This window comes from Mycobacterium sp. NS-7484 (assembly GCF_001953975.1).
Classification (GTDB): Bacteria; Actinomycetota; Actinomycetes; order Mycobacteriales; family Mycobacteriaceae; genus Mycobacterium.
This window is the reverse complement of sequence record NZ_MBEJ01000135.1, coordinates 25796-51907: the sequence shown is the minus strand read 5'-3', so window position 1 is coordinate 51907 and position 26112 is coordinate 25796. Positions and strand designations below refer to the sequence as shown.

28 protein-coding genes and 1 tRNA gene are annotated in these 26112 nt (G+C 66.6%); 16 read left to right on the top strand and 13 right to left on the bottom strand.

Annotation, left to right across the window (positions count from 1 at the left end; genetic code table 11):
- Positions 1-17 precede the first annotated feature (17 nt).
- From A5733_RS25500 to A5733_RS25490, 3 genes are all read left to right on the top strand, one after another.
- Positions 18-1109, top strand: coding sequence for an NDMA-dependent alcohol dehydrogenase (locus A5733_RS25500; protein ID WP_076242115.1), 1092 nt, complete (start codon positions 18-20; stop codon positions 1107-1109).
- A 77-nt stretch (positions 1110-1186) separates the two neighbouring features.
- The gene (locus tag A5733_RS25495; RefSeq protein ID WP_076242111.1) at positions 1187-1639 is read left to right on the top strand and encodes a nuclear transport factor 2 family protein; all 453 of its coding nucleotides are present in this window, start codon (positions 1187-1189) and stop codon (positions 1637-1639) included.
- A gap of 29 nt (positions 1640-1668) precedes the next feature.
- Positions 1669-2493: an SDR family NAD(P)-dependent oxidoreductase gene (locus A5733_RS25490; RefSeq protein WP_067773154.1), complete on the top strand. Its 825-nt coding sequence runs from the start codon at positions 1669-1671 to the stop codon at positions 2491-2493.
- On the opposite strand, the gene A5733_RS25485 is transcribed toward A5733_RS25490, so the two are convergent.
- A complete protein-coding gene (locus A5733_RS25485) occupies positions 2490-2795 on the bottom strand; it encodes a hypothetical protein (RefSeq protein ID WP_067773152.1) in 306 nt (101 codons plus the stop codon). The genes A5733_RS25490 and A5733_RS25485 overlap by 4 nt on opposite strands.
- Before the next feature lie 107 nt (positions 2796-2902).
- On the opposite strand from A5733_RS25485, the gene A5733_RS25480 reads away from it, so the two are divergent.
- Positions 2903-3319: an HIT family protein gene (locus A5733_RS25480; RefSeq protein WP_067773149.1), complete on the top strand. Its 417-nt coding sequence runs from the start codon at positions 2903-2905 to the stop codon at positions 3317-3319.
- Here the strand turns inward: A5733_RS25480 and A5733_RS25475 are convergent.
- Positions 3279-4712, bottom strand: coding sequence for a cell wall metabolism sensor histidine kinase WalK (locus A5733_RS25475; protein WP_067773093.1), 1434 nt, complete (start codon positions 4710-4712; stop codon positions 3279-3281). The two genes, A5733_RS25480 and A5733_RS25475, sit on opposite strands and share 41 nt — an antisense overlap.
- A 30-nt stretch (positions 4713-4742) precedes the next feature.
- Positions 4743-5462, bottom strand: a complete 720-nt coding sequence (locus tag A5733_RS25470; RefSeq protein ID WP_067773090.1) for a response regulator transcription factor — start codon at positions 5460-5462, stop codon at positions 4743-4745.
- Positions 5463-5558: 96 nt separating this feature from the next.
- On the opposite strand from A5733_RS25470, the gene A5733_RS25465 reads away from it, so the two are divergent.
- The 3 genes from A5733_RS25465 to A5733_RS25455 all read left to right on the top strand — a co-directional run bounded on the left by A5733_RS25465 (position 5559) and on the right by A5733_RS25455 (position 6921).
- A complete protein-coding gene (locus A5733_RS25465) occupies positions 5559-6374 on the top strand; it encodes a hypothetical protein (RefSeq protein WP_076242110.1) in 816 nt (271 codons plus the stop codon).
- A 26-nt stretch (positions 6375-6400) separates the two neighbouring features.
- Positions 6401-6475: transfer RNA gene (locus A5733_RS25460), tRNA-Thr, on the top strand.
- Between the two features lie 41 nt (positions 6476-6516).
- A complete protein-coding gene (locus A5733_RS25455) occupies positions 6517-6921 on the top strand; it encodes an HNH endonuclease (RefSeq protein WP_076242109.1) in 405 nt (134 codons plus the stop codon).
- Here A5733_RS25455 and A5733_RS25450 read toward each other — a convergent pair.
- The 7 genes from A5733_RS25450 to A5733_RS25425 all read right to left on the bottom strand — a co-directional run bounded on the left by A5733_RS25450 (position 6918) and on the right by A5733_RS25425 (position 12204).
- Complete coding sequence (locus tag A5733_RS25450; protein ID WP_076242108.1) at positions 6918-8579, bottom strand: ABC-F family ATP-binding cassette domain-containing protein; 1662 nt, start codon at positions 8577-8579, stop codon at positions 6918-6920. The genes A5733_RS25455 and A5733_RS25450 overlap by 4 nt on opposite strands.
- Positions 8580-8664: 85 nt before the next feature.
- On the bottom strand, positions 8665-9060 hold the full coding sequence (locus A5733_RS25445) for a type II toxin-antitoxin system VapC family toxin (RefSeq protein WP_067773081.1): 396 nt from the start codon (positions 9058-9060) through the stop codon (positions 8665-8667).
- Positions 9045-9284: a hypothetical protein gene (locus tag A5733_RS25440; RefSeq protein ID WP_067773077.1), complete on the bottom strand. Its 240-nt coding sequence runs from the start codon at positions 9282-9284 to the stop codon at positions 9045-9047. Before A5733_RS25440 ends, A5733_RS25445 begins: the two co-directional genes overlap by 16 nt.
- Positions 9285-9350: 66 nt before the next feature.
- Positions 9351-9506, bottom strand: a complete 156-nt coding sequence (locus A5733_RS27775; protein ID WP_198938931.1) for a hypothetical protein — start codon at positions 9504-9506, stop codon at positions 9351-9353.
- A 39-nt stretch (positions 9507-9545) separates the two neighbouring features.
- Positions 9546-10691: a cellulase family glycosylhydrolase gene (locus tag A5733_RS25435; RefSeq protein ID WP_076242107.1), complete on the bottom strand. Its 1146-nt coding sequence runs from the start codon at positions 10689-10691 to the stop codon at positions 9546-9548.
- Positions 10692-10788: 97 nt separating this feature from the next.
- Positions 10789-11490, bottom strand: a complete 702-nt coding sequence (locus A5733_RS25430; protein ID WP_067773071.1) for a cutinase family protein — start codon at positions 11488-11490, stop codon at positions 10789-10791.
- A gap of 81 nt (positions 11491-11571) precedes the next feature.
- A complete protein-coding gene (locus A5733_RS25425) occupies positions 11572-12204 on the bottom strand; it encodes a M15 family metallopeptidase (RefSeq protein WP_369830975.1) in 633 nt (210 codons plus the stop codon).
- A gap of 119 nt (positions 12205-12323) precedes the next feature.
- Between A5733_RS25425 and A5733_RS25420 the strand changes: the two genes are divergently transcribed.
- Both A5733_RS25420 and A5733_RS25415 read left to right on the top strand, forming a co-directional pair.
- Positions 12324-15512: an adenylate/guanylate cyclase domain-containing protein gene (locus tag A5733_RS25420; RefSeq protein WP_076242106.1), complete on the top strand. Its 3189-nt coding sequence runs from the start codon at positions 12324-12326 to the stop codon at positions 15510-15512.
- Positions 15509-17218 (top strand): FAD-dependent oxidoreductase, encoded by a 1710-nt coding sequence (locus A5733_RS25415; RefSeq protein ID WP_076242105.1) that lies wholly within the window; start codon positions 15509-15511, stop codon positions 17216-17218. Before A5733_RS25420 ends, A5733_RS25415 begins: the two co-directional genes overlap by 4 nt.
- Here the strand turns inward: A5733_RS25415 and A5733_RS25410 are convergent.
- Positions 17166-18059: a DUF5995 family protein gene (locus A5733_RS25410; RefSeq protein WP_142254209.1), complete on the bottom strand. Its 894-nt coding sequence runs from the start codon at positions 18057-18059 to the stop codon at positions 17166-17168. The genes A5733_RS25415 and A5733_RS25410 overlap by 53 nt on opposite strands.
- A 217-nt stretch (positions 18060-18276) precedes the next feature.
- On the opposite strand from A5733_RS25410, the gene A5733_RS25405 reads away from it, so the two are divergent.
- The 4 genes from A5733_RS25405 to A5733_RS25390 are packed head-to-tail and all read left to right on the top strand — an operon-like array spanning position 18277 to position 22706.
- The gene (locus A5733_RS25405; RefSeq protein ID WP_076242104.1) at positions 18277-20640 is read left to right on the top strand and encodes a xanthine dehydrogenase family protein molybdopterin-binding subunit; all 2364 of its coding nucleotides are present in this window, start codon (positions 18277-18279) and stop codon (positions 20638-20640) included.
- Between the two features lie 17 nt (positions 20641-20657).
- A complete protein-coding gene (locus tag A5733_RS25400) occupies positions 20658-21362 on the top strand; it encodes an SRPBCC family protein (protein WP_076242103.1) in 705 nt (234 codons plus the stop codon).
- On the top strand, positions 21359-22246 hold the full coding sequence (locus A5733_RS25395) for a xanthine dehydrogenase family protein subunit M (RefSeq protein WP_076242102.1): 888 nt from the start codon (positions 21359-21361) through the stop codon (positions 22244-22246). The genes A5733_RS25400 and A5733_RS25395 overlap by 4 nt, the downstream gene beginning before the upstream one ends.
- On the top strand, positions 22239-22706 hold the full coding sequence (locus A5733_RS25390; RefSeq protein WP_076242101.1) for a (2Fe-2S)-binding protein: 468 nt from the start codon (positions 22239-22241) through the stop codon (positions 22704-22706). Before A5733_RS25395 ends, A5733_RS25390 begins: the two co-directional genes overlap by 8 nt.
- 62 nt (positions 22707-22768) lie before the next feature.
- Here A5733_RS25390 and A5733_RS25385 read toward each other — a convergent pair whose 3' ends face one another.
- Complete coding sequence (locus A5733_RS25385; RefSeq protein ID WP_076242100.1) at positions 22769-23602, bottom strand: SDR family oxidoreductase; 834 nt, start codon at positions 23600-23602, stop codon at positions 22769-22771.
- A gap of 39 nt (positions 23603-23641) precedes the next feature.
- On the bottom strand, positions 23642-24550 hold the full coding sequence (locus A5733_RS25380; protein WP_076242099.1) for an enoyl-CoA hydratase: 909 nt from the start codon (positions 24548-24550) through the stop codon (positions 23642-23644).
- A gap of 252 nt (positions 24551-24802) precedes the next feature.
- Here A5733_RS25380 and A5733_RS25375 point away from each other — a divergent pair, with 252 nt between their 5' ends.
- From A5733_RS25375 to A5733_RS25365, 3 genes are all read left to right on the top strand, one after another.
- Positions 24803-25180, top strand: a complete 378-nt coding sequence (locus A5733_RS25375) for an intersectin-EH binding protein Ibp1 (protein ID WP_067773042.1) — start codon at positions 24803-24805, stop codon at positions 25178-25180.
- A gap of 68 nt (positions 25181-25248) precedes the next feature.
- The gene (locus A5733_RS25370; RefSeq protein ID WP_076242098.1) at positions 25249-25584 is read left to right on the top strand and encodes a hypothetical protein; all 336 of its coding nucleotides are present in this window, start codon (positions 25249-25251) and stop codon (positions 25582-25584) included.
- Between the two features lie 109 nt (positions 25585-25693).
- Positions 25694-26083, top strand: a complete 390-nt coding sequence (locus A5733_RS25365; protein WP_067773037.1) for an intersectin-EH binding protein Ibp1 — start codon at positions 25694-25696, stop codon at positions 26081-26083.
- The last annotated feature ends 29 nt before the right edge of the window (positions 26084-26112 follow it).

Here is a 26112-nt window from a genome sequence, read left to right as displayed (position 1 = left end):
GGATCTTGACCTCGTCCTTGACGGGGTCACCGATCTCGATTTCCTCGATCGACCATGGTTGGTTGAACTCCCAGATGGAAGCCGCGGGCATGTGCCATTCCGATCACCACCTGGTGACCGGTGACATCCCGATGGCAGGTTTCCCGGTGCTCGGTGGCCACGAAGGCGCCGGCATCGTGACCGAGGTCGGCCCGGGCGTCGACCACATCAAGCCGGGCGACCACGTGGTGCTGTCGTTCATCCCGTCGTGTGGTGAATGTCCGGCCTGTCAGGAGGGTCTGCGCAACCTGTGCGACCTGGGCGCAGGCCTGCTCGGCGGCACCGCGGTGTCCGACGGCACGCACCGCGTCCACGCAGTCAAGAACGGCCAGCCCGTCATCCCGATGACGCTGCTGGGCACGTTCAGCCCGTACATGGTGGTCCACAAGAGCTCGGTGGTGAAGATCGACCCGTCCATCCCGTTCGAGGTGGCCTGCCTCGTGGGGTGCGGTGTCACCACCGGTTACGGCTCGGCCGTCCGCAGCGGCGACGTCCGTCCCGGTGACGACGTCGTCATCGTCGGCGTCGGCGGCGTCGGCACCGGTGCGCTGCAGGGCGCCCTGGCCGCCGGTGCCCGCAACGTCTTCGTCGTCGACCCGGTCGAGTTCAAGCGCGACAACGCCCTGAAGTTCGGTGCCACCCACGCCTACCCCGATATCTTCAGCGCGATGGCCGGGGTCGCCGAGGTCACCGAGGGCCGGATGGCGCACAAGACGATCGTCACCGTGGGCGAGCTCAAGGGTGAAGACATCGACCACTACATGAACATCACCGCCAAGGGCGGCACCGTGGTGGCCACCGCGGTCGCCAACATGGCCAGCAACGACGTCAAGCTGAACCTGTCGATGCTGACGCTGCTGCAGAAACGCCTGCAGGGCACCATCTTCGGTGGCGGCAACCCGCACCATGACATCCCGCAGCTGCTGAGCATGTACAAGGCCGGCCGGCTGAACCTGGACGACATGGTCACCCGGCAGTACAAGCTGGAGCAGATCAACGACGGGTACCGGGACATGCTCGAGGGCCGCAACATCCGCGGCGTCATCCGCTACACGGACGCAGATCGCTGATCACTCTGCGGTTTGTGGAGCGGTAGCCGTCACCAGTACGGCTACCGCTCCACAAATCAGGGCATGAAGGGAATTTCGTGACCGAAACACAAACCGAGACCCCCGTCGTCCTCGCCTCCCGCTCGTCGTGGAAGTGCGTGCAGACCGGTGACCGTGAGGGCTGGCTGGCGCTGATGGCCGACGATGTCGTGGTCGAGGACCCGATCGGTGAGGCCGTCACCAACCCCGACGGCACCGGGGTGCGCGGCAAGGAAGCCCTCGGCGCGTTCTACGACGCCAACATCGGGCCCAACGAGCTGACCGTCACCTGCGAGGAGACCTTCCCCTCGAGCTCGCCGACCGAGATCGCCTACATCCTGGTGTTGCGCACCAAGTTTCCCAACGGGTTCACCGCGACCGTGCGCGGGGTCTTCACCTACAAGGTGAACGACGAAGGACTGATCACCAACCTGCGTGGCTACTGGAACATGGATGCCATGCAGTTCGCGGACGCGGACGCGAGGAGCAATTCGACCCAGGAAGAGAACTGACCGGCGGTACGCTCGCCGGCCGCGGCGCGATCGTGGTCGGCGGCACCCGTGGCATCGGCCTGGCGGTCGCCCAACTGCTGGCCGATCAAGGCGCCGGCGTGGTGGTCAACGGCCGTGACGCCGACGCGGCACAGGCCGCCGCACAACGCATTTCCGGTGTCGCCCATGCCGGTTCCCCCGCCGATCCCGACGTGGCCGACGCGCTCGTCGAGACGTGCATGTCCGAGTTCGGCCGCCTCGACATCCTGATCAACTGTGCCGGCACCGCCGAGCCGGTCGGCTCATCGATCCTGAACGTCACCAGTGCCGAATTCCGCGACCTGCTCGACGCACATCTGGGCACGGTGTTCGAGACCTGCCGTGCGGCAGCTCCGAAGATGGTCGCTCAGGGCGGCGGAGCCATCGTCAACACCAGTTCCTTTGCGTTCCTGGGCGATTACGGTGGCAGCGGCTATCCGGCGGGCAAGGGCGCGGTCAACGGGCTCACCCTGGCGATCGCCGCCGAGCTCAAGGAGCACGGGGTGCGCGCCAATGTGGTGTGCCCCGGCGCCCGCACCCGGTTGTCCACCGGATCGGACTACGAGCAGCACATTGCCGAGCTCAACCGGCGCGGATTGCTCGACGACGTCAGCATGCAGGGCGCGCTGGACGCGGCGCCGCCGGAGTACGTCGCCCCCACCTACGGCTATCTGGCGAGCGACGCCGCACAGGACGTGACCGGCCGCATCTTCATCGCCGCCGGCGGATTCATCGGCGAATTCACCCGTCCGTCACCGGGTTTCATTGGATACCGCGACCACCACAGCACCCCGCCATGGACAGCGGCCGAGTTACACGAGCTGATCGGCAGTTAACCGCACAAGCCGCGGCCAGAACGGCCACGCCACGCTGTCCGACCGCGCAGGCCGGTGTGGTGCATGACCGGAAGCTTCAGCGGACGGTAGTAGGTGAGCACCACCTGGTCCTCGTCGTGCGACGACGGAGTACAGGAGTGGAATTTCCAGCCATCCAGGCTGCGCCCGGCGATCTTGGGGTGGTCGACGACATCCCACCACGTATCGGCCGGCACATCCAGGTCGATCCACTCGAAATCGGTGGACCGCCCGGACAGGGCTTGGTCATCACTGTCAGCTTCCCGCTTGACCGCGTCGGTCACGATCGACATCCTTCAGGCAAAATTACTAAGCCCCACTAGTCAACCGGGTTTCCGTTTCCTGCGCAACGAGATCGGCATCTCATTCGGCCATCACTATGCTCGTGGCCATGGCGTCCGTCTTCACGAAGATCATCAACGGAGAACTGCCCGGACGATTCGTCTACCAAGACGATGAGATCGTCGCGTTCCTCACCATCGCGCCGATGACGCAGGGGCACACCCTCGTGGTTCCGCGCGCCGAGATCGACAACTGGCAGGACGTCGAGCCGGCGGTGTTCGGCCGGGTGATGGAGGTGTCGCAGCTGATCGGCAAGGCCGTGTGCCGCGCCTTCGGCGCCGAGCGCGCCGGCGTCATCATCGCCGGCCTGGAAGTGCCGCACCTGCACGTGCACGTCTTCCCCGCCTACAACCTGACCGATTTCGGCTTCGCCCACGTCGACAACAATCCGTCCGCCGCGTCCCTCGACGAGGCGCAGGCCAAGATCAAAGCTGCGCTGGCAGATCTGCAATCCTCGGCAGGCTGACGGTGAACCGGCAGCCCTGACCCGGTGCCGTGGTCACCCGCACCTTTCCCCCGTGGGCGAGCACCAGCGAATGCACGATCGACAGCCCCAGCCCGGTACCGCCGCTGGCCCGGGCACGTGACGTATCGGCCCGGTAGAACCGCTCGAATATCCGCTGCGCATCGTCGGCGGTCATGCCGGGGCCCTCGTCGCACACCTCGATGACCGCGTCGTTCCCCTCGGTGCCCACGCGCACCGTGATCCCGGCGGTGTCCGGGGTGTGCTGCACCGCGTTGGCGACCAGGTTGCTCAGCACCTGGCGCAACCGGGCCTCGTCGCCCAGCACCTCAGGCGTGCCCGGGCCGTCGAACACCTCCATGCGCACGCGCCGGCCCGGAGCGATCGACTGGGTGTCGTGGACCGCGTCGGTCGCCAACGTCAACAGGTCGACCCGATGCTGATCCAGCGGCCGCTGCGCATCCAGCCGAGCCAGCAGCAGCAGATCCTCGACCAGCAGGCCCATCCGCCGGGACTCGCTCTCGATCCGGCCCATCAACATCTCGACATCGCGGGCCGCCCCCTGGCGGTACAGCTCGGCGAATCCGCGGATCGTGGTCAGCGGGGTCCGCAGTTCGTGGCTGGCATCGGTGATGAACCGTCGCATGCGCTCCTCGGACGTGCGCGCCTGCTCGGCGGAGGCCTCCGACGACGCGACAGCCCGCTGGATCTGCGCGAGCATCCCGTTGAGCGCCAGGGACAGCCGGCCCACCTCGGTACGTGGATCACGTTCGGGCACACGACGATCCAACTGCCCGGCCGCAATGGCGGCCGCAGTCTGTTCCACCTCGACCAGCGGACGCAGGCTGCGGTGTACGACGGCGTAGCCGACGATGCCGAGGAACAACAACACGACCGTGCCGATGCCGACCTGCGACCAGATCAATGCCCGGACCGACGACTGCACGTCGGACAGATCGATCGCCACGGTGGTGCGTTCCCCGTTGGGGCCCTGCACCGTCATGGCTCGCCACTGCACGTCGGATGACCCGACCGAGCCGACGGTCACCGGCTGGGGCCCGACATCGTTGTCGTCGGGCAGCGAGGGTTCTGCCTCTCGGTCGTTGATCGCGATCCAGGTTCGGCCATCCTGGTCGACGCCGCGCACATAGAAGTTCGACGGCGGGCGCGCCGGGTTCGGCCCCTCCAGCGGGGTCGAGGGCATCTGGTGCGGCTCCTGCGCCCACCCTCGCGAGGCGTCCAGCAGCGTCTGATCGACACGGCTGATCTCGGTGTGCCGCATGATCGAGGTCACCGCGATGCCGGAGGCCAACAGCCCGCAGGCCACCAGGAACAGCACGACGGCCACCAGGCCGACCCGCAGCGGCACCCCATGCCGCTCTACCCGGTCAAACACCCCAAAAGTATGCCGCCGACGCCGCGAGCGTCAGCGTGGCTCGCGCAAAACGTAGCCGACGCCGCGCAGCGTGTGCAGCAGGCGCTTTTCGCCGGTGTCGACCTTGCGACGCAGGTAGGACACGTAGGACTCGACGACGTTGACGTCTCCGCCGAAGTCGTACCGCCACACGTGGTCGAGGATCTTCGGCTTCGACAAGACGGTGCCCGCATTGATGATGAAGTAGCGCAGCAACGTGAACTCGGTCGGTGACAGCGAGACCGGCTCGCCGGCCTTCCACACCTCGTGGGTGTCCTCGTCGAGTTCGATGTCGGCGAAGGACAACTTGGCGCTGCGCGGTTCCTCGACGCCCTTGCCGGACCGGCGCAGGATCACCCGCAGCCGGGCCACGACCTCTTCGAGGCTGAACGGCTTGGTCACGTAGTCGTCGCCACCGAGGGTCAGCCCGGCGATCTTGTCTTGCAGGCTGTCGCGCGCGGTGAGGAAGAGTGCCGGAGCGTCGATGCCGTCGGCCCGCAACCGCCGCAGCAGGCCGAAGCCGTCCATGCCGGGCATCATCACGTCGAGGATCACCGCGTCGGGCCGGACTTCCCTGGCCTTGTCGAGGGCTGCTGCGCCGTTGGACGCGGTGTGCACCTCGAACCCTTGGAACTTCAGGCTGACGGAAAGCAACTCCACGATGTTGGCCTCGTCGTCGACGACGAGTATCCGGGCTTCCGGGACGCTCTCAGGTAATGCAGGCATGGCCATTCCCTGATGTTGGTGGTGCGTGTTGAACTCAACCTGCATACACGCTGTGCACTTCCTGTGAGTTTAGCTGTGATCCTGGTAACTACACTGGCGCCCATGAACCTCGGCAGAACCCTGGTGCAAGTTGCCACTGCGCCGGTACGCATCGGGCTGGCCGTGGCAGATGTCGGGCTGGGCATCGCCGGCGAGACACTCAGCGCCGTACAGCGGGGGATCACCGATTCCAACCCGCTGGGCGGCAGGTCGTCGATGGCGGGCCTCCTCGGGCTCGACGACGCGGTGGAGCGGGCCAACCGGCTGGCCCGGCTGCTCGATGACGACGCGCCACTGGGTCGCGCACTGGCGCCGGACGGTCCGGTGAACCGTTTGCTGCGACCGGGCGGGCTGGTCGACCAGATCACGGCCGAGGGCGGCCTCCTGGACCGACTGACCGCCGACAACGGCGCTGTGGCCCGGGCGGTCGCGCCCGGCGGCCTGGTGGATCAGATCACGCTCGAGGGCGGCCTGCTGGACCGACTGACCACCGACGACGGGGCGTTGTCCAGGGTGATCGCCCCGGGCGGGCTGGCCGATCAACTGCTGGCCAACGACGGTTTGATCGAGCGAATTCTGCGTGAGGACGGCGTCGCCGATCGCCTGCTGGCCGAGGGCGGCCTGCTCGACACCCTGACCGATCCCGACGGCCCACTGCTCAAACTCGCCGACGTGGCCGACACGTTGAACCGGCTGGCGCCCGGCCTGGAGGCCCTGGCTCCCACCATCGACGCACTACACGACGCGGTCATCACGCTCAGCCAGGTCGTCAACCCCTTGAGCAACATCGCCGACCGCATCCCGCTGCCCCGGCGATCGTCGCGACGGAGCACTCCGCGCCCGGTCGTCTCCCAGCGGATTGTCGACGCCGACGAGTGACCCGTTAAACTGGGCGCGTTCGACCCGCCTCCTTAGCTCAGTGGTAGAGCGTTCGCCTTGTAAGCGGAATGTCATCGGTTCAATCCCGATAGGGGGCTCCACGCGCAATCGACTTGTCGGTGCCTGGCAGTAGCTTCCCGATATGAGGCTCTGCCGAGGCTGTGGTTCACCACTGATCAAACGCAGCCAGAAGGTGTACTGCAGTAACGCATGTCAGGGATCGGCCCGACGGACGAACAGCACAAAGCGTTGGCTTGAGACCGGCCAGGCGTCGATCACTTCTCTTCACAGGCATTACGTCCGGCTGTACCTCACTGAAGAACAATCGGGCTGTTGCGCAATCTGCGGCGCCGCCAATGTGTGGCAGGAACTTCCCCTGATCTTTGTGCTGGACCACATCGACGGAAACCCGACGAACAACCGTAGAGAAAACCTGCGGCTGGTGTGCCCGAACTGTGACTCCCAGCTCCCGACGTACAAGAGCCGGAATCGCGGTAATGGGCGGCATTTTCGTCGCCAGCGTTACGCCAACGGTCAGTCGTATTAGAGCTCGGATACCCGGCCGTTCTCCACCGCCCATCGGCGGTCCAGCCGTACGTTCTGCAGCATTCGCCGGTCGTGCGTCACCAGCAGGAGCGCACCTTCATAGCTCTCCAGCGCCTGTTCGAGCTGCTCGATGGCGGGCAGGTCGAGGTGGTTGGTCGGCTCGTCGAGAACCAGCACATTGGTGCCGCGGGCCTGTAGCAGCGCCAAGCCTGCGCGGGTGCGCTCTCCGGGTGAGAGCTGGTCCACCACGCGCTCCACGTGGTCGGCCCGCAAGCCGAACTTGGCCAACAGAGTTCGTACGTCCGCGGTCGACCAGGATGGCAGATACTGCTCGAAGCGGTCGACCAGTCGCGCGGTACCGGTGAAATCCACACGGGCCTGGTCGATCTCGCCGATGGCGACGTTGGCCCCCAACGCCGCACGGCCGTCGTCGGGCTGTTGTCGGCCGAGCAGCAGCCTGAGCAATGTCGATTTGCCCGCCCCGTTGGGTCCAGTGATGCCGATCCTGTCGCCGGCATCGACTTGCAACGAGACAGGTCCGAGAACGAAGTCCCCTTGCCGCACAAGTGCATTGTCGAGCGTCGCCACCACCGAGCTGGATCGTGGCGCGGTGCCGATGGTGAACTGCAGTGTCCATTCCTTGCGCGGTTCGTCGACTTCTTCCAGTCGGGCGATGCGGCTCTCCATCTGCCGGACCTTCTGCGCCTGCTTCTCACTGGATTCGGTGGCGGCTCGACGCCGGATCTTGTCGTTGTCCGGCGCCTTGCGGATCGCGTTGCGGACGCCCTGACTCGACCATTCGCGCTGAGTGCGCGCGCGGGCCACCAAGTCGGCTTTCTTCTCGGCGAACTCTTCGTATTGTTCGCGCTTGTGCCGGCGGCTTACCTCGCGTTCTTCCAGATAGCTTTCGTATCCGCCGCCGTAGACGGTGTTGGTGTGCTGCGCCAAATCCAGTTCCAGCACCCGAGTGACGCTGCGGGCCAGGAACTCCCGGTCGTGGCTCACCAACACCACGCCGCCGCGAAGGTCGCGGACGAACTGCTCGAGTCGGGCCAGCCCGTCGAGGTCGAGATCGTTGGTCGGCTCATCGAGCAGGACGACGTCGAAACGCGACAGCAGGAGTGCCGCCAATCCCACCCGCGCCGCCTGTCCCCCGGACAGCGCGGTCATCGGCGTGAAATCAGGTTGCACCATGTCGGTGTCGAGTCCCAGATCGGCCAGGACCGTCGGAATCCGGTCGTCGAGATCGGCCGCGCCGGCAGCGAGCCAGTGATCCAGGGCGGCAGCGTAGATATCGGCCGGGTCAACGCCCGGCAGCGCATGCGGCTCGGCCAGTGCCGCGGCCGCCGCTTCCATGGCCCGCGTGGCGTCGGTGCAGCCAGTGCGGCGTGCGATGTAGGCCGCGACGGTCTCCCCCGGAATCCGCTCATGTTCCTGTGGCAGCCACCCGATGAACGCGTCGGACGGGGCGACGCGGACCGTCCCCGCGAGCGGCGCGAGCACACCGGCCAGAATCCGCAACAGCGTGCTCTTGCCCGCGCCATTCGCGCCGACAACCCCGACCACGTCGCCCGGCGCCACGGTCAGATCCAGGTTGTCGAACAGGGTGCGATGGGCGAATCCGCCGGCCACGTCCTTGGCGACAAGCGTTGCGGTCATGGCCCTATGGTCGCATCGCCGTGGGTGGCGTTGAGCGTTGCCGCCCGGGCCTGAAGCGGTTCCACCGATATGGGATTGGCGGACGTCACACTTCGGCGAGGTCGACCAGGCTCAGCTGGGGGATTCGCTCGAAGTGGCGTCGATTCCGCGTTGCAAACGGCAAGTTGTTGCGGATACAGATTCCGGCTTGCAGGCAATCGGCGAAACCGATCGGCGTGCCCGCGTCGCGTAGAAGTGACGCGGCTTCACCTGCTCGCAGCCCAGCAGCCATGTCGAGCGGCAGAGTCCGCGCTTTCAGCAGCTTTAGTATCTCCTGATGGCACCGGTGAAAATCGGTGCCCATGCGAAGCTCGAAAGCAGTTAGAGCCGTCAGCCGGATCCGCCGAGAACTGATCAGTTCACGCACGAGCGAAACGCCGGCACCCTTACCTCGCAGAAAATCGATCACCAGATCGGTGTCGACAACTACGAGGCCCGCCACGTCTCCCGCATTTCCCGAATTGCCTGTGTTGCCAGGTCTGCGTCGGCATCGGTGAACGTGCCCTCCAAGCTGAGCAGGGCGTCGACCTCATCCGGAGCAACACTCGCCAAGTAGGCATCGAGTGCCTCTTGAACGATCGATGAGAACCCGCGTACGCCTCGCTGCTGCGCCAACGCGCTCAGTGCACGGTGCTGAGGTTCGGTGATCTCGACGGTCGTGCGCATGCATGCATTCTAGCATCAATGCAGGTAGGGGCATCAACCGGGAATTGATTTCCCTGAGTCCAGCCGTCAGGTCTCGTCGGCGATCTGCGCGCGGCTCTCGTGCAACCCGGGGCCGTCCGGATCCTCACCTTGGTGATCGAGCTCGTGCTGAAACTCCCGCTGGCCCTCGGTCGTCTCCCGGGCGTCCTTCGGTATCGGTCGGCCGTCCTCGCGTTGCTCCATAACCCCGTTTATTCACCCGCCGCTGCCCCGGCCAAACGTTCAGACGCGGGTGGTCAGCTTTCGCAGGGTCTGGTATTCGGTGACCTTGTACGGCCGGCCGTCCGGCTGCAACAGGTCGCTGAACCACACGTTGGGCACCTTGGTGTACGGCTTGTCCCACGAGTCCCAGGGGAAGTACGTCTGGGTCTTTCCGGCCACCAACCCCCAGCTGTAGGCAGCGACGTTGTGTCGCTTGGCCACCGGCAGCACGCCCTCGACCGTGCTGCCCTGATCGCGTGCCAGGTACTCGGTGCACAGGATCGGTCGACCCAGCGGGGCGAGTTCGTCGATGCGGGCCTCGAATTCGGCGGGGCCGGCATAGGAATGGAACGAGATGACGTCGGAGTTGTCGAGCTGGAAGGCGGCCATCTCGCTGCGGTGTGCCCGGTCCCAACTGCCCTGCCACACCCCGCTGGTCAACGGCTGGGCGGCATTGACCGACCGCGCCCATCCGAAGACCTCGGGTAGCAGGCCGCCGACCGCGTCGATCTTGTCCTTGCGTTCCACCTTGCGGTATTGCTTGGCCGGGTTGTCCGGCTCGTTCCACAGGTCCCAGCCCAGCACGCGGTTGTCGTTGCGGAACTGGCTCATCACCCCGACGACGTAGTCACGCAGCACGGGCCGGTAACGCGGGTCGTCGATGCGTTGCGCCCCGGGGCTCTGCACCCAGCCCGAGTTGTGCACTCCCGGTGTCGGTGCGCGTTGGGCACCGACCTGTGGTCGCGGATCCCAGCATGAATCGAAGAACACGAACAGCGGCTTGATGCCGTGGCGGGCCGAGATCCCGACGAACTGCCCCAGCCGGCTTTGGAATCCGGCCCGGTCCTGCGCCCACAGCAGGTCGTGCAGGAATACGCGTACGGTGTTGAAGCCCAGCAGCCGACAGGCCCCCAACTCGCTGTCGATGCGCCGTGCGTCGTAGGTGCCCGGTCCGAACATCTCGAGCTGGTTGATCGCGTTCGAGGTGATGAAGTTGGTGCCGACGAGCCAGCCCTGCGCCTGGTACCACGCGTTGGCACGTTCGACGGGCCATTGCCCGGGCGCCGCGGTGGCGCGCGGGAGGACGGAAAGCGCGGACAGTGCGGGAGTGAGGGCCGCTGACGCTGCCAGTACCAGCGGGATCTTGAGGGCCGTTCGACGGTGCACTTAGTGAACATAGTGGCGGCCGGCGCAGCCCTCGGCCTCACGTATCACATTGCAACCATTGAGGTTTCATATCGTTATCAACGCGCTGGAGCTATCCCTAGAGCCGGCCCACCGTGAAATCGGCGGCCTGGCCCGGCATCCCGTTGAACACATAGGCGGTGTGCGCGAAGGTGGGCACGCCGGCGGGTGTCCCGTCGCAGATGGAGTCACCCGCTTCACACAGCTCGATGGTCTTGTCCTTGTACCGCGGGCCGATCACCATGGGCGGTGCGCCGATGCCACGCATGAACTCGTCCGACGGCGTCCCGAGCAGCACCACCGAGGCCACGTGGTCGGACACCTCGAGCGGCATCGGGTCGGGGATGTACTGCTTGTACTCCGTCGGGATGCCGTCCGGCACGGCAGCCGAGGTGACGAATCCGGCCACCACGGCACCCTGCGAATAACCGCCCAACACCACCCTGGTGTCGGGGCAGTTCTTGGCGGTGGCCTCGATGTGGTCGGCGGCATCGCGGATACCGTCGACGACGGTCCTGGCAAACTCGATACGGTCACCGAAGTTGCCGCTGGCCGGGTAGTTCACCGGATACACCTCGACGGACCGCTCGCCGGTACGCGCACGCAGCGCGTCGACGAAGCTCTGGCCGGGACCACCCACCCCTGGTGGCTCATAGGTGCCGCGGGCGAACACCACCTCAACATCAGGGCACGGCTGCGCCGATGCGCGGGGCAACGGTGCGACCACCACGGCGGAGGCGGCGATGAGCGCCGCGCCCATGATCAGTTTGAGGATGTTCATATCGACTCCCGGCCTGCTGGGCCCACCGGCCCGTGACGAACGTTGCCGTTCCCCATGCCTGCAATTCCCAAACCCGGCCGTCTATGCCAGCGGCACGTCCAGGTGCGGCCGCGGATCACCGGCGCCCGGGCCGTCGAAGTGCCACCACTCCCCCGGGTACACCGCCAGGCCACCGGCACTCATGGCCTCGCGCAGCCGGGCCCGGTTCTTCTGCGCCGCCGGGCTGACCCCCTCGGCGGCGTAGGCGTGGCTGCGCGGGGTGAAGTCGTCGAAGCCGGTGCCCATGTCGACGAGCGATACCGCGTCGGCGATCGTGACGTCGACCGAACGGCCGGCCTCATGACTGCGGGCGTAGTCGCCCGGTCGGGCCACCCAATTCGGATTCGGCACCGCCTCGAACATCCGTACCTGCACCTCATGTGGGCGGTAGCAGTCCCAGAACACCAGGGCTTCGGGCCGCAGCGCGGCTGCGGCCGCGGCCAGGCCCGCGGCCATCGACTCGTGCACAAGGCACGGCGCCCCGACCGGGTACAACTGCCGGCCGACGAAGTTGTCGCTGGTCGCGTAGCGCAGGTCGACGATCGCGTCTGGGACGACCGACCGTACGTCGACAAGACCGGCCGCGGCCGCCGGTCGGGCACCGGCTGCGGGCGCGGGGGCGACGACCACGCCCGACACCAGCATCAGCGCGAGCAGAGCGGGACGCATCGACATATTGCACCACAACGGATTTGATTGCCGGTTCAAGCAAAGTTTCGTCGTTAACGATAATTTCACCGGAGTCGGTTGCGCGCAGGATACGCTTTTCCCGTTCCCTCGCAGGAAAACCGGAGATGAGCCGCGACGAGACGCAGACATCGATCGACGCACTGCTCGACCGAGCGGTACGTGCGTGCAACCGCGGCGACCGTGCTGCAGCAAATTCTCTGGCGGAACAGGTTCTGGCTGTCGACCACCGCAACGCCGACGCCGAAGACCTGCTCACGGCGGCTGCCGACCAAGGGGAGATCCGCCGCCTGACCCTGATGTTCATCGACCTTGTCGACTCGACGCTGTTGTCCACCCGGATCGAGCCCGAGACCTACCACACGGTGGTCGGCCGTTACCGGGCCGAGGTGAAGCGACTGGTCAATCACTATGAGGGACATATCAGTTCGACGAAAGGCGACGGTCTACTGGCCGTGTTCGGTCACCCCAGAGCGCACGAGGACGACACTCGCCGGGCAGTGGCGACGGGGCTGGAGATCACGCACGCCGTGGCCCGGCTGAGTGAGCAGGCCAAGCGTCGATTCGGCGTGGGGATCGATGTCCGGGTCGGCGTCCACCGGGGCATCGTCTACCTCGACACCGACCAGGACGACGTCTACGGTTTTGCCGCCAACTTCGCCGCCCGGATCTCCTCGCTGGCAACTCCGGGAACCGTTGCTGTGTCCGACGTGGTCGCGGTGTTGGTCAACGATACGTTCGAGCTCGCGGCGCGCCCGCCGGCGGCCGTCAAGGGTGTCGACGGATTGGTGGATCACCACCTCGTGCTCGCCGAGCATCCGCAAGCGATCCTGGCGAAACCCGCACGCCTGGTCGGGCGACAACGCGAGCTGGCCTGGTTGCAACACACCTGGCCGCAGGTGCTGAAGGGAGTTTCCGAATGTCCCGGCGTCGCCTTCCTCGGTGAAGCCGGGATCGGAAAGACGCGGCTGGCGCACGCCGCGGCGGCGCTGGCCGAGGACAGCGGCGGCACGGTCGTGAAGATCCGCGGCTCACCCCTGCACACCGATGCGGGGCTCTACCCCGTCCGGCGTCTGTTGGAAGCGCGCTGCGGCATCACCCGACTCACCGCCGCCGCCGATCGGCTCCGCCTGCTGGAAGCCGAACTGCGCTCGCGCACAATGGACCCCGAAACGTACGTCCCGCTGCTCGCGCCGGTCCTCGGCGTCGGACCCGAACACGGATACCAGCCGGCCGCGGCCGAGGGCCGCAGCCTGTATGAGGCGATCGGCAGCGCGACGCATCGCTACCTGCTGGGGTGTCTCGACGGCAACCCCGGCCTGATCATCGCCGAGGATCTCCAGTGGTTCGACGCGTCGACCGTCTCCCTGATCGAATCGCTGTTCTCCGCCGCTGACGGCCGCCTGCTGATGGTGTTGACCACGCGCGAGCAGAAGGCACTGCATGCCGATTGGCCGATGGAGGTTTTCGAGCTCAAACCGCTGTCGGTCGAGGAGTCCGACGCGCTCATCGAGGCCATCGATCCCGAGCTGACATTGGCGCAACGCAGCGCCGTGCGCCGGCGCAGCGAGGGAATTCCGTTCTACATCGAACACATTCTGGCGGCGGTGGGGGCTTCGGGACCCGAACCCGTCCCCGAGGCGCTGTACGAGCCGTTGTTCGCACGCCTGCACACCCGCTCCAACGCCGTGCCCGTGGTGGAGGCCGCCGCTGTGATCGGCCGCAGCGGTGATCTGGCCCTGCTGCGGGCGGTGGTGGGAGACGACCACGACACCGAGCTCGTGGTCGCCGAATTGGTGGATGCCCAGGTGTTCGAGACCGACGGTGTTGATCGGTGGCGGTTCCGGCACGAACTGCTCCGGGAGGTGGCCGCCGAACTCGCCCCGCCCAGCGTGCAACGCGCCCTGCACGAGCGCGTGGCCGAAGAGCTGGTCCGGGCTGCCTCGAGCGTGCAGCCGGACTGGCACCTGGTGGCGCGACATTACGAGTGCGCGCACAATTTCGGCGAAGCCGTCACGGCCTACCGCAAGGCCTCGGTGGCCGCCCGTCGCCGCGGCGCGGCCGAAGAGGCCTGCACGTACCTGACGAACGCACTCAGCCAGCTCGCGCGCTGCACACCGGGGCCGGCACGGGAAAAGTTGGAGATCGCCATCCGGCTGGAACGCGGCTTTCTGATCGGCGCCGCGCACGGCAGCATGAGCGGTGATTGCCCCGCCGACTATCAGCGCTGCCTGGACCTGGCCACCACGGGGTCGTATCAGGACGAATTGTTCTGGGCGCTCAACGCTCTCGTGAGCTACTGCATCCCGCGAGCCGAACTCCAGCGCAGCCGGGAACTGCTCGATTCGTTGTCGGGACTGATCACCAAGGACCGGCCATGGCTTCATTCGGCGATCGCGTCGTCCATGGGTTCGGTGGCGTGGCTGCAGGGCGACTTCGCGGTGGCACGCAGCCACCTCCTGAGCGCACTCGACGACAGTTCGGCCGCCGACCCGCGGGCCCTGGACACCACCTGGTGGGGCAACACCGATCCGATCTCGGGCGCGCACACCTACCTGGCACTGAGCGATCTGATGCGCGCCGACCTCGCCGGCGCCGAGGATCACCTCGCCGAATCCGTGCGGCGGTGTGACCTTTTGGATTTCCCGGTCAACGCCTTCAACCGGGCCCACACGTACTTCAAACAGATCTGGGTGTCTCTGGAGAGCGGGCAGATCGAGGCCGCGGCCACGTTGTCGGCCGGCATGCGCCGCTGCACCGAGGAGTCCGGCCTGGACCTGTGGCGGGTGGTCAGCGCCACCGTGTACGCCACGGTGAAAGCGATGGCCGCGCTGCGTTCGGGCGCCGCCGACCCGGCGACCCTGATGGCGGCCGCGGACAACATCGCCACGCGGGTCGACGGGTCGCGCGTCATGCACCTCAACGTCTATCTGAACTTTCACGACGCGATCATCGGCCGATTGCTGATCGCGGCAGGTCAGCCGGATCTGGCCCGGGAACGGTTGGAGAAGTCACTACTCATCGCAGGGGGAACGGGGATGCACTTTCACGACGCCGAATTGATGCGCATACGCGCCCACACCTTCGCAGAGGAACCAGCGCGGCGCGCAGCGCTGGCCGACGCGTTGGCGTGTGCCCGCGAACAGCAGGCATTGCTGTTCGAACTGCGCTGTCACCTGGATTCGTTCGAGCTGTTGACAGACGGTGACTCCGACGGGCTGGCCTCGGCGCTGCACCGCCTCCCCGAGGACGTCCGGTTACCGGAACGCCAACTGGCAGAACGGATCCTGTCATGACGACGGTGGCGGTGCTCGGTGGTGGTATCGGCGGCCTGACCGCGGCCCACGAGTTGGCCGACCGCGGATTCGACGTTACCGTCTACGAGCGGCATACCGGGGCGTTCGGCGGCAAGGCCCGGTCGATGGCGTTCCCCGGGTCGGCCACCGGAGGACGCAAGGACCTGCCGGGCGAACACGGATTCCGGTTCTTCCCAGGGTTTTATCGACATGTCCCGGACACGATGGTGCGAATTCCCCACAACGGCCAGACCGTTGCCGACCATCTCGTCACGGCCACGCAGATGATGCTGGCGCAGCACAAGGGCGCCAACGAGATCATTGTGGCCACCCAGGTCGCATCGGCACTCGACGATCTGTCGGCCACCATGAAGGCCATCTGGCAGCTGGGCGTGGGGTTGGGTATCCCACCGCAGGAGATGACCGTGTTTGTGGAACGGCTGCTCACCCTGCTGGCCTCGTGCGACGAGCGTCGCTTCGGCCAGTGGGAGCAGACGAGTTGGTGGGACTTCATCGGCGCGGCCAACCGCTCGCCGCAGTTCCAGAAGTTCCTGGCCAACGGGATGACCCGCACGCTGGTGGCGGCGAAGGCCACCGAGATCTCGGCGCGCACCGGCGGTTTGATCCTGTGCCAGTTGATGTTCGACCTGGTACGCCCGAACGGGAAGATGGACCGCGTGTTGGACGGGCCGACCAGTGACGTCTGGATCGATCCGTGGCTCGCCCATCTCGCCGGCCTCGGGGTGAACCTGTGTGGCGGCTACGAGGTCACCGGGATCGATTGTGACGGAACACAGATCACCGGCGTGACCATGTCCGTCGACGGCCACACCGAGCAGATCGTGGCCGATCATTACGTGGCCGCCATGCCCAAGGAGCGCCTTGAACTGCTGCTGACGCCGCAGTTGTGTGCCGCCGAGCCACGGCTCACCGGGCTGCCGCGGCTGACGACCGACTGGATGAACGGTGCGATGTTCTACCTGGACGTCGACAAGCCCCTGGTTCACGGCCACGCCATCTTCATCGACTCCAAATGGTCGTTGACCGCGATCTCCCAAGGACAGTTCTGGCGCAACTTCAACTGGGCGAATCGCGGTGATGGCCGGGTGGAAGGCATTCTCTCCGTGGATATCTCGGCCTGGGATGTGCCCGGTAGCACGGGGGACATCGCCAAGATGTGCAGTCGGGACGAGATTCGTGCCGAGGTGTGGAAGCAGATCACCGATCACATCGACGACGGCTCCCTGGCCAAGGCCAACGTGGTCGACTTTTTTCTCGATCCGGCAATCACATTCGGCAGTGGACAGAAAAAGGTCGAGGCGAAGAACGACGAGCCCTTGCTGATCAACACCAAGGGCTCATGGGCGGACCGCCCGGACGCCGTGACGGCCCTCGCCAACTTCTTCCTGGCCGCCGATTTCGTCCGCACCTACACCGACTTGGCGACGATGGAGGCCGCCAACGAGGCCGCGCGGCGCGCGGTCAACGGGATACTCGACGCCACCGGGTCGCCCGCGGCCAGATGCCCGGTGTGGCCGCTGCACGAGCCGCGGGCGTTGGAGCCGTTCCGCCGATGGGACAAGCTGCGCTGGCAATTGGGCCGGGGACCCGTCACACCGCCGATCAAGATCGACTTCGCCGGGATACCGGAGACTACCGGCGCCCTCGCACGCGGCCTGCTCGCGCTACTGGGTGGCTCCGGCTGAGACTTCCCACGCCGGACTGCGCCGACATGTGCGGCTGCTCGGTGATGCCGGCAAGGGCGCGCAGGTTGCCTGCGACGTCTTGGTTCTCACCTGTGGTGATACTTCGCAGCACGACCGCGATCGGCGGCCACTTCGCCGGTGGCTCCAGATAGAAGGCGCCCAGGCCGGCCGCCCAGGCGAGCTGGTGGACCCGTTTCTCGTGCGCAGCCTCCGGATAGACGGCCAGACTGGTCGCGAAGTTCCAGGCTCCCTCCCGGAACTTGGTCAGAGTGTCCTTGATGAACAGGTCCTCCTTGGGGATCGCCCAGCGCAGCCACCGCACCCGCGGCGACCGGCGTTGGACGATATCGAGCATGTCCGGCGTCTGAAGGGACACCAAGTCGTTGACGCGTTCGAAATCGGCATGGATCTCGGGCAGGCGGTTCGCGGCGAGGTCGACGACCGCGATTCCCAGGTCGAAGCAGATGTGGGCGTTCAGGCTGGCGACCATGTGCTGCAGCATCGAGGCCTTGCGGTTGTGTTGGTTGAGGAACGCGATCTCCCACGGCAGGGTCAGCGCCTCCGGATCGTGCGAGCCCGGATGGAAAAAGGCGTTCAGCGCATCGAAGTACCGCCTCGCGAACACACAGTCGAGTTGCTCGATCCACTGCGCATCGGTGAACTCGCCGGCGCGGGTTGCGCGCTGGATGGCGATCGTGCCGCGTTTGTACAAGGCGGCGAAGTAGCCGATCGTGCTGTTCGCCCGGATCGACCAGTCAATGACGAGGTCCAGATTGTGCACCACGCCGTCGAAGGTCGTGGCATCTTCGAGAGGCTGCAGAACATCGGTTTGCGTCGTCATCGTCATCCCACCTCCGTTGTCCGACGGAGTACAGGATCACCCTGTTCGGCGACCGTGTCGTGAGTAGCCGACTACCCTAGATTCACAGGGGAAATGACGCTCTCCTCTTCTGAGATATCGCTTACCAATGTACGATAATCACACTCTTGAGTCGGCGTCGCAGCCCTGACGACCACTTACTTACGCGCAGAAGCAACCGAGGGATTGGAGCGACCCTATGGCGTCAGCCGTACCGGAGACCGTCGCGACCCGCTATGCCGGCAGACGAGTCGAACGGGTGGAGGACACTCGCCTGCTCACCGGACGCGGAACCTACGTCGACGACATCTCACGACCCGGCATGCTGCACGCCTGCTTCGTGCGCAGCCCGTACGCGCACGCCAGGTTCACCACCGTCGACGCCACCGCGGCCCTGGCCCTGCCCGGGGTGCACGCCGTGCTCACCGCGGCCGATCTCAACCCCGAGGTCAAGGAGGCCTGGCACGCGGTCGCCGGCAAGGACGTCCCCGACACCCCACGGCCACCCCTGGCCGAGGGTGAGGTCAAGTTCGTCGGCGATCCGGTGGCTCTCGTCATCGCCGAGAGCCGGTATGTCGCCGAGGACGCGGTAGACCTCGTCGACGTCGACTACGAACCGCTGGCGGCGGTCGCCGACTTCCGCCAGGCGCTGACCTCCGAGGTCTCCGTGCACGAGGCCTTCCCGGACAACAATGCCGGCGGCATGGCCGGCATGCCGCCGGACGAAGAGGTCTTCGGTTCCGCCGCCCATGTGGTGAAAGAACACATCTATCAGCAGATGCACGTGCCGGTGCCGATCGAGTGCCGCGGCATGGTCACCGAGTGGTCGGCCACTGGCTCTTCGGCGGGCGAGCTGACCATCTGGGCCTCCACCCAGACCCCGCACGAGCTGCGTGCCTTCGCCGCCCGCCTGCTCGGCATCCCGGCCCAGCACGTTCGGGTCATCATGCGCGACACCGGCGGCGGATTCGGCCAGAAGGTCGTCCCGATGCGCGAGGACATGTGCATCATGCTGGCCGCGCGCAGAGTGCCGGCCGCGCTGAAGTGGATCGAGGACCGCCGCGAGAACCTGATGTCGGCCGGCCAGTCGCGCCACGTCGACGGCGACGTCCGAATGGCCTTCGACTCCGACGGCACCATCCTGGCCGCCGACATCGACTTCATCCAGGATGTCGGCTCCTACCCGACCCCGTATCCGGTGCTGACCACCGCGGCCATCGGCATGTTCTTCCCCGGGCCGTACCGGGTGCCCAAGGCCAGCTTCAACTACAAGACGGTGTTCTCCAACACCGCGGGCCTGCACGCCTACCGCGGGCCCTGGCAGTACGAAACCCTCACCCGCGAAATCCTTCTCGACATCGCCGCCCGCAAGATGGACATGGATCCGGTGGAGCTGCGGCGCAAGAATCTGCTCCGCGGCGACGAGATGCCGTACTTCAACCCCAACGGCATGCCGTACGACCACGTCGCCCCAATCGAGACCTTCGAGCAGGCCGTCAAGATCCTCGACCACGAGGGTTTCCGTAAGGAGCAGGCCGAGGCGCTGGCCCAGGGTCGCTACCTCGGGCTGGGCTTCTCGGCCTACATCGAGCCCACCGGCGCGGCCACCGGCCACCTGGCCAGCGAGGGTTGCACGATCCGGATGGAGCCGACCGGCAAGATCAACGTCTACGTCAACGGCGGGTCCACCGGAAACAGCTTGGAAACCACCGTGATTCAGCTGACCGCCGACGCACTGGGCGCCGATATCGACGATGTCGCCACGATCCAGGGCGATACCGCGGTGACGCCGTACGGCGCGGGCACCCAGGGCAGCCGCAGCGCGCCGATGACCGCGGGTGCGGTCAACGAGGCCGGCACCATCCTGCGCAACCAGCTGGTCGCGATGGCCGCGGCCCGGCTGGAGGTCGAGGAATCCGAGATCGAACTGGCCGGCTCGAAAGCCATAGCGCGCAACGATCCCGAGAAGAGCGTGAGCTTCGCCGATCTGGCCTACCGCGCACACTACGAACCACAGATGCTGCCGCCGGGCATGTCCGCAAATCTCGAAGCGACCGCTCGCTACACCGCACCACCCACCGCTCCGATCCACTGGGCCAACGCGACCCACGCCTGCACGTGCGAGGTGGATGTCGTCACCGGCCACGTCACCCTCACCCGCTACATCGTCAGCGAGGACGTCGGTCCGATGATCAACCCCAACGTGGTCGAGGGCCAGATCGCCGGCGGTACCGTGCAGGGTATCGGCGGCGCGCTGTTGGAGAAGCTGTCGTACGACGACGCCGGAAACCCGCTCTCCTCAACGTTTGTCGACTATCTGCTGCCCACTGCCACCGAGGTGCCGGTGATCGAGTACGGCCACGTCGAGATTCCCGGTCCCGGCGTCGGCGGCTACAAGGGCGCAGGCGAGGGCGGTGCCATCGGATCCACGCCCGCGGTGATCAACGCCGTCAACGACGCGCTGGCCCCGCTCGGGGTCACCTTGACCACACTGCCCGCCACGCCTGCGGCGATCGTCGAAGCCATCGAGCAGGCACAGGCAGCACGCTCGCAGAAACCATAAGGAAGGGACCACCAGTCGTGGAACTCAACAACGAATTCCGGGTCGCGGTACCGGCAGCGAAAACCTGGGAGGTGCTCACCGATGTCGAGCGCGTGGCACCGTGCCTTCCCGGTGCCACCCTGCTGAGCGTCGACGGTGACGATTTCACCGGCGCAGTCAAGGTGAAGGTCGGTCCGATCACGGTGGCCTACCAGGGCCAGGCCACCTTCCAGGAAAAGGACACGGCGGCACAACGCGTGGTGCTCAAGGCCAACGGCAAGGAGACCCGCGGCAACGGCACCGCCTCGGCCATCGTCACCGCCCAGCTCAAAGAGGAAGGCGCCGACTCCACGCTCGTTGTCGTCACCACCGATCTGGCCATCTCCGGCAAGGCCGCCCAGTTCGGCCGCGGCGTGTTGGCCGACGTGGCCGGCAGCCTGATCGACCAGTTCGCCAAGAGCCTGGAAGCCGAGCTGACCGGTGGCAGGTCCCAGGCACCCGCAGCCGAGACCGGCTCTGGTGAAACCCCGCAAGCACCGCAGGAGGCCGCGCCGATCAACGCGCTGGCCCTGGCGAAGGTGATGGCGGTGCCGATGGCCAAGCGTTTCGCCCCGGCCATCGGCGCGGTCGCCGCGGCCGGCGTGCTCGGATTCGTGTTGGGCCGCACGGGCCGCAAGAACCGTAAGCACAGTCCGCTGTCGGCCGACGATCTGCACGCCGCGCTGCTGCGGTTGGTGTCATGAAGCCGGCCCCGTTCGCCTACCACCGGCCCGCGGATGTGGCCGAGGCGGTGGCCATGCTCGGCGAGTACGGCGAGGACGCCAAGGTCCTGGCCGGCGGCCAGAGCCTGGTGCCGATGCTGGCCATGCGCCTGACCCACTTCGACAACCTGATCGACATCTCCCGAATCGCCGAGCTCAACGACATCACGTTGCAGGGCAACGAGGTTCGGATCGGTGCCGCGACCCCGCACGCGATGGTCGGGCTCGACGACGAGGTCGCCGAGTCGGTTCCGCTGCTGACGCTGGCCACGCCGCACATCGGGCACTTCCAGATCCGCAGTCGCGGCACCCTGGGCGGCGCGATCGCGCACGCCGATCCGGCCGCCGAATATGCGGCCGTCGCCCTGGCGCTCGACGCCACGATCGAGGCCACCTCCGCACGCGGCACGCGCGAGATCCCCGCGACGGAGTTCTTCACCGGCCTGTGGGAGACCTCGCTGGCCTCCGACGAGATCCTCACCGCGGTGCGCTTCCCGGCCGCAGCGGGCCGCAGTGGTTTCGGTATCGCCGAATTTGCACGGCGTCACGGCGATTTCGCGATCGCCGGCGCGGTGGTCGGTATCGAACTCGACGAGGATGACCGGATCACCCGCTGCGGCATCGGTCTGCTGGGCCTCGGCTCCACGCCGCTGCGGGCCACCGGCGCCGAGACTTCACTGCTCGGCACCCCGATCGCCGGCATCGCCGCCGACGAGATCGGTGCACTGGCCATGTCCGGCCTCACCGACATTCCCTCCGATCTGCAGGGTTCGGCGTCCTACCGGGCTCGGGTCGGTGCCGCCATGGTGTCCAGAGCCTGGACCCAGGCCGTCACGCACGTCACCGAGGAGGCGCTCCATGCATGAACTGCCCGTTGCACTTTCGGTCAACGGACGTGACTACCGCGATCAGGTCGAACCGCGCGTCACGCTCGCCGACTTCCTCCGGGAGAACTGCGGTCTGACCGGTACCCACCTCGGCTGCGAGCACGGCGCCTGCGGGGCCTGCACGGTCCTGCTGGACGGCCAGGCGGTCCGGTCCTGTCTCGTGTTCGCGGTCCAGGTGGACGGCCAGGAGGTGACCACGGTCGAGGGCATCGCCGGCCCGGACGGGGAACTGTCGCCGGTGCAGGCCGCCCTCAAGGAATGTCACGGCCTGCAATGTGGCTTCTGCACACCGGGATTCGTCACCTCGATCACCGCGTTGCTGCGCGACAACCCCAGCCCCACCGACGAGGAGATCCGCGAAGGACTCTCGGGCAACTTCTGCCGCTGCACCGGCTACCAGGGCATCGTCAACGCGGTGCACCGGGCCTGCGAGGCCTAGAACCCACAACGTTGAAGATGGCGGTCACGTGGTGGCCGCCATCTTCAGCGTAAGTCCTGGTACTAGTCGGCGACGACGCCGCGCAGACCGTCCGCGCCGAACAACGGCTCGAGCATTCCGGAGATGTCAGGACCGCGGCGCAGCCCGTGCCCACCGTCGACGTTGATGGCCTGGCCGGTGATCCAGCCGGAGGCATCGCTGAGCAGGAACACCGCCAGGTTGGCGATGTCGGAGACCTCGCCGAACCGCGGCAGCGGAGTGCAGGCCTTGTAGTCGTCGGTGACGGCGGGGACATCCATGATCGGGCCGACCATCTCGGTGCGAGTCAGGCCGGGCCGGATGCTGTTGACCCGCACCCAGGACGGTCCGAGCTCATCGGCTGCCAGCATCAACAGGTGATCGAGGGCCGCCTTGCTCACGCCGTAGGCGCCGAACCACCGGTGGATGTTGCTCGAGGCGATCGACGAGATGCCGACGAACGATCCGCCGCCACCGCGCACCATCTCCCGGCCCGTGTGCTTGAGCAGATACATCGTGCCGTTGACGTTGAGATCGACGGTCTGGCGCCATAATTCGGAGTCGATCTGGGTGATCGGGCCGATGGTCTGGGAACCGCCGGCACTGTGCACCACGCCGTGCAGCCGACCGTGCCACGCGGTGGCGGCATCGACGGCGCGACGCACCTCGTCCTCGTTGGTGACGTCGGCGGGCTCATAGCGCACCGAGCCGGGCCCGAGGGATTCGAGTTCTTCGGCGGCGGCGCTGAGCTTGTCGGCGTTGCGGCCGACCAGGAGCGCGTTACCGCCGGAGGCGACGATCGCGGCCGCGGCACCTTTGCCGATGCCGCTACCGCCGCCGGTCACCAAATACGTACGATCCGCCAACGACAGCTGCACTGCTGCACTCCTAAAGAACTAGAACAGGTTCTCGTCAGGTCAAGGTGTATCACGCCGGGCCGGCTTGGGTGCGCCCAATATGCGCCAATCCGGAACATCCGGCGGCATGCCGACCGGCCAGCGGTTCTCGTTGGCCGATGCCCAGTGCGCGTGCCCGAGCTCGTGGATGTGGAACGCGTGCCGCAGCGCCTCGGTGAAGCCCATCGCGTCGCTTGCCGCGTTGACCGAATCCTTCACCAGCAGCGCCGCCATCGTCGGCCGCTCAGCGATGCGGCGGGCGAATTCCAGTGTCTTGTCTTCGAGTTCGTCGCGGGCGAACACCTTGGACACCATGCCCAGCCGGTACGCCTCGTCGGCATCGATCGAATCACCGGTCAGCAACAACTCTTTGGCTTTACGGGCACCGAATTCCCATGGGTGGGCGTAATATTCGACACCGGGCATCCCCATCCGTACGCCGACGACATCGCTGAACTTCGCGTCGTCGGCCGCCACGATCAGGTCGCACGCCCAGATCAGCATGAGCGCCGCGGAGATGGCGTTGCCCTGCACCTGGGCGATGGTGATCTTGCGCAGATCGCGCCACCGCCGGGTGTTTTCGAAATAGAAGTGCCACTCTTGCAAGTACGTTCGTTCGGCCACGCCGGCGGCGGTGGCTCCGTAGCCACGGAACGTGGGGTGCTGACCGGGACCTGGTTCACGCTCGGCCAGCGCCTCTTCTGAGCCCAGGTCATGCCCGGCGGAGAAGTTCTTGCCGCGGGCGGCCAGGATCACCACCCGCACCGCGTCATCGGCCTCGGCCCGGCCGAAGGCCTCGTCGAGTTGGACCAGCAAAGTGCGGGATTGGGCGTTCTGGGCGCCGGGACGATTCAGCCAGATCCGGGCGATGCGTCCGTCATCGAGTGTCTCGTATTCGACCTGGCGGGCTGCGTCGTCGGAACTGGCCATGGGATACCTCGCAGGTGGGATGGTTGCTTAACAAACTGCACCTTACGTGTATCACGACGATCCACTCACACCGGCGTCACAGCTACTCGACAGTCGACTCACAGCAGGTCGTCATCCGTACCGCGCACACACCGCCGGCACAGCGCTTTTCCCTTGTGACGAGTAGGATATTGAAAAGCCAACGACGGTGGCCCCAGCCCCGTCAATCGGTCGTTCAGCAAACTCGTCAGGCACCGAAGGGATATCGCGACAATGGCCATCTCCCCGCTTCGCATCCGCCGTTTCACCGTCGCGGCCGGTGTCGCGGCAGCCCTTGTGGCGGCTCCCGGGCTCACCGTCCTCTCCACCGGTTCGCAGGCCCTGGCCGACTGCCCCAACGGCGAGAGCGAAGACACCTACACCACGGTGTGTGTCCCGGACCTGGTGCCGAACTCACCTTTTTCCTCCATTCCCGGCAACCCGAACTTGCCTGCGGTGAACGCGCCGAGCGGCGGCGGCGACATCCCGTGCACCGGCGCCAACACCGGGGAGTGCATCGGCCTCGGTGAAGAGCAACAGGCTCAAGGACAACAACCGGTCCCGCAATCGACGGTCGGCAGCAGTCCGACCGTGCACGGTTCCATCGGCTGAGCTCGGGCGGTCACAGCCCTACTTCAGACGCCGCACAGTAAACGTCCAGCAGCTCTAAACTGCTGGGCGTGAAATCACCTCTTGCCGCCACACTGGCACTGGCCGCCGTCGGATTCGCCCTGTCGCTGTCGTCCGGCGCGCCGACGGCACACGCGGCGTGTACGTCCGGTGAGGAAGAGGACTCCTTCACCACCGTCTGCACCCCGTTCCTGGTGCCGAATTCACCGTCTCCGTTCAGCGGCATCCCCGGTAATCCCGACCTGCCTGCGGTGAACCTGCCCGGCGGCGGAGGCGCCATCCCCTGCACCGGTCACAACGCCGGGGAGTGCATCGGCCTGGCCGAGGAGGACGCCGCCGAGGGGCCGCGGGCCATCCCGCGCTCGACCATCAGCGCCAGCCCCTAGACGCGTGTCGACGCTTTGCCAGGCACCTCCTAGAACTGATGCAGATTCTTCCCAGCTTCCATAGAATCCTCGGCGACGAAACAATCGAATACCTAGAGAAAGCGTGACGATGGCGACCCTCCCCATCTCGATACGACGGCTCATCCTCGGCTGCGGATTCGGCCTCGCCGTGGCCGCCGCCCCGGCCGTCGCCGTGCTGACCGTGCCTGACTCCTCCGGCCCGGCGCTGGCGTGCCCGTCAGGCGAAGAAGAAGACCTCTACAGCGGGCAGTGCGTCCCGCACACCGTGCCGAATTCGCCCAGCGGGTTCGGCGGCATCCCGGGCAACCCCAACCTGCCCGCCGTCCACGCACCCGGCGGCGGTGGGGCCATCCCGTGCACCGGCGCCAACACCGGTGAATGCATCGGCCTGGCCGAGGAGGCGCAATCGCAGGGCCCGGCGGCGACCCCCGAGTCGACGATCGGCAGCAGCCCGACCGTGCACGGTTCCATCGGCTGACAACAGGATGCGGCCGGGTTTGTCCCGGT

Bases quoted from the DNA above. Each gene is read 5' to 3' on its own strand.
- A5733_RS25390 (WP_076242101.1), top strand. From the start codon at position 22,239: ATGCATGAACTGCCCGTTGCACTTTCGGTCAACGGACGTGACTACCGC.
- A5733_RS25455 (WP_076242109.1), top strand. From the start codon at position 6,517: ATGAGGCTCTGCCGAGGCTGTGGTTCACCACTGATCAAACGCAGCCAG.
- A5733_RS25430 (WP_067773071.1), bottom strand. From the start codon at position 11,490: ATGAACATCCTCAAACTGATCATGGGCGCGGCGCTCATCGCCGCCTCC.
- A5733_RS25420 (WP_076242106.1), top strand. From the start codon at position 12,324: ATGAGCCGCGACGAGACGCAGACATCGATCGACGCACTGCTCGACCGA.
- A5733_RS25480 (WP_067773149.1), top strand. From the start codon at position 2,903: ATGGCGTCCGTCTTCACGAAGATCATCAACGGAGAACTGCCCGGACGA.
- A5733_RS25375 (WP_067773042.1), top strand. From the start codon at position 24,803: ATGGCCATCTCCCCGCTTCGCATCCGCCGTTTCACCGTCGCGGCCGGT.
- A5733_RS25440 (WP_067773077.1), bottom strand. From the start codon at position 9,284: ATGCGCACGACCGTCGAGATCACCGAACCTCAGCACCGTGCACTGAGC.
- A5733_RS25405 (WP_076242104.1), top strand. From the start codon at position 18,277: ATGGCGTCAGCCGTACCGGAGACCGTCGCGACCCGCTATGCCGGCAGA.
- A5733_RS25465 (WP_076242110.1), top strand. From the start codon at position 5,559: ATGAACCTCGGCAGAACCCTGGTGCAAGTTGCCACTGCGCCGGTACGC.
- A5733_RS25470 (WP_067773090.1), bottom strand. From the start codon at position 5,462: ATGGCCATGCCTGCATTACCTGAGAGCGTCCCGGAAGCCCGGATACTC.
- A5733_RS25425 (WP_369830975.1), bottom strand. From the start codon at position 12,204: ATGTCGATGCGTCCCGCTCTGCTCGCGCTGATGCTGGTGTCGGGCGTG.
- A5733_RS25415 (WP_076242105.1), top strand. From the start codon at position 15,509: ATGACGACGGTGGCGGTGCTCGGTGGTGGTATCGGCGGCCTGACCGCG.
- A5733_RS27775 (WP_198938931.1), bottom strand. From the start codon at position 9,506: ATGGAGCAACGCGAGGACGGCCGACCGATACCGAAGGACGCCCGGGAG.
- A5733_RS25380 (WP_076242099.1), bottom strand. From the start codon at position 24,550: ATGGCCAGTTCCGACGACGCAGCCCGCCAGGTCGAATACGAGACACTC.
- A5733_RS25450 (WP_076242108.1), bottom strand. From the start codon at position 8,579: ATGACCGCAACGCTTGTCGCCAAGGACGTGGCCGGCGGATTCGCCCAT.
- A5733_RS25395 (WP_076242102.1), top strand. From the start codon at position 21,359: ATGAAGCCGGCCCCGTTCGCCTACCACCGGCCCGCGGATGTGGCCGAG.
- A5733_RS25410 (WP_142254209.1), bottom strand. From the start codon at position 18,059: ATGACGACGCAAACCGATGTTCTGCAGCCTCTCGAAGATGCCACGACC.
- A5733_RS25365 (WP_067773037.1), top strand. From the start codon at position 25,694: ATGGCGACCCTCCCCATCTCGATACGACGGCTCATCCTCGGCTGCGGA.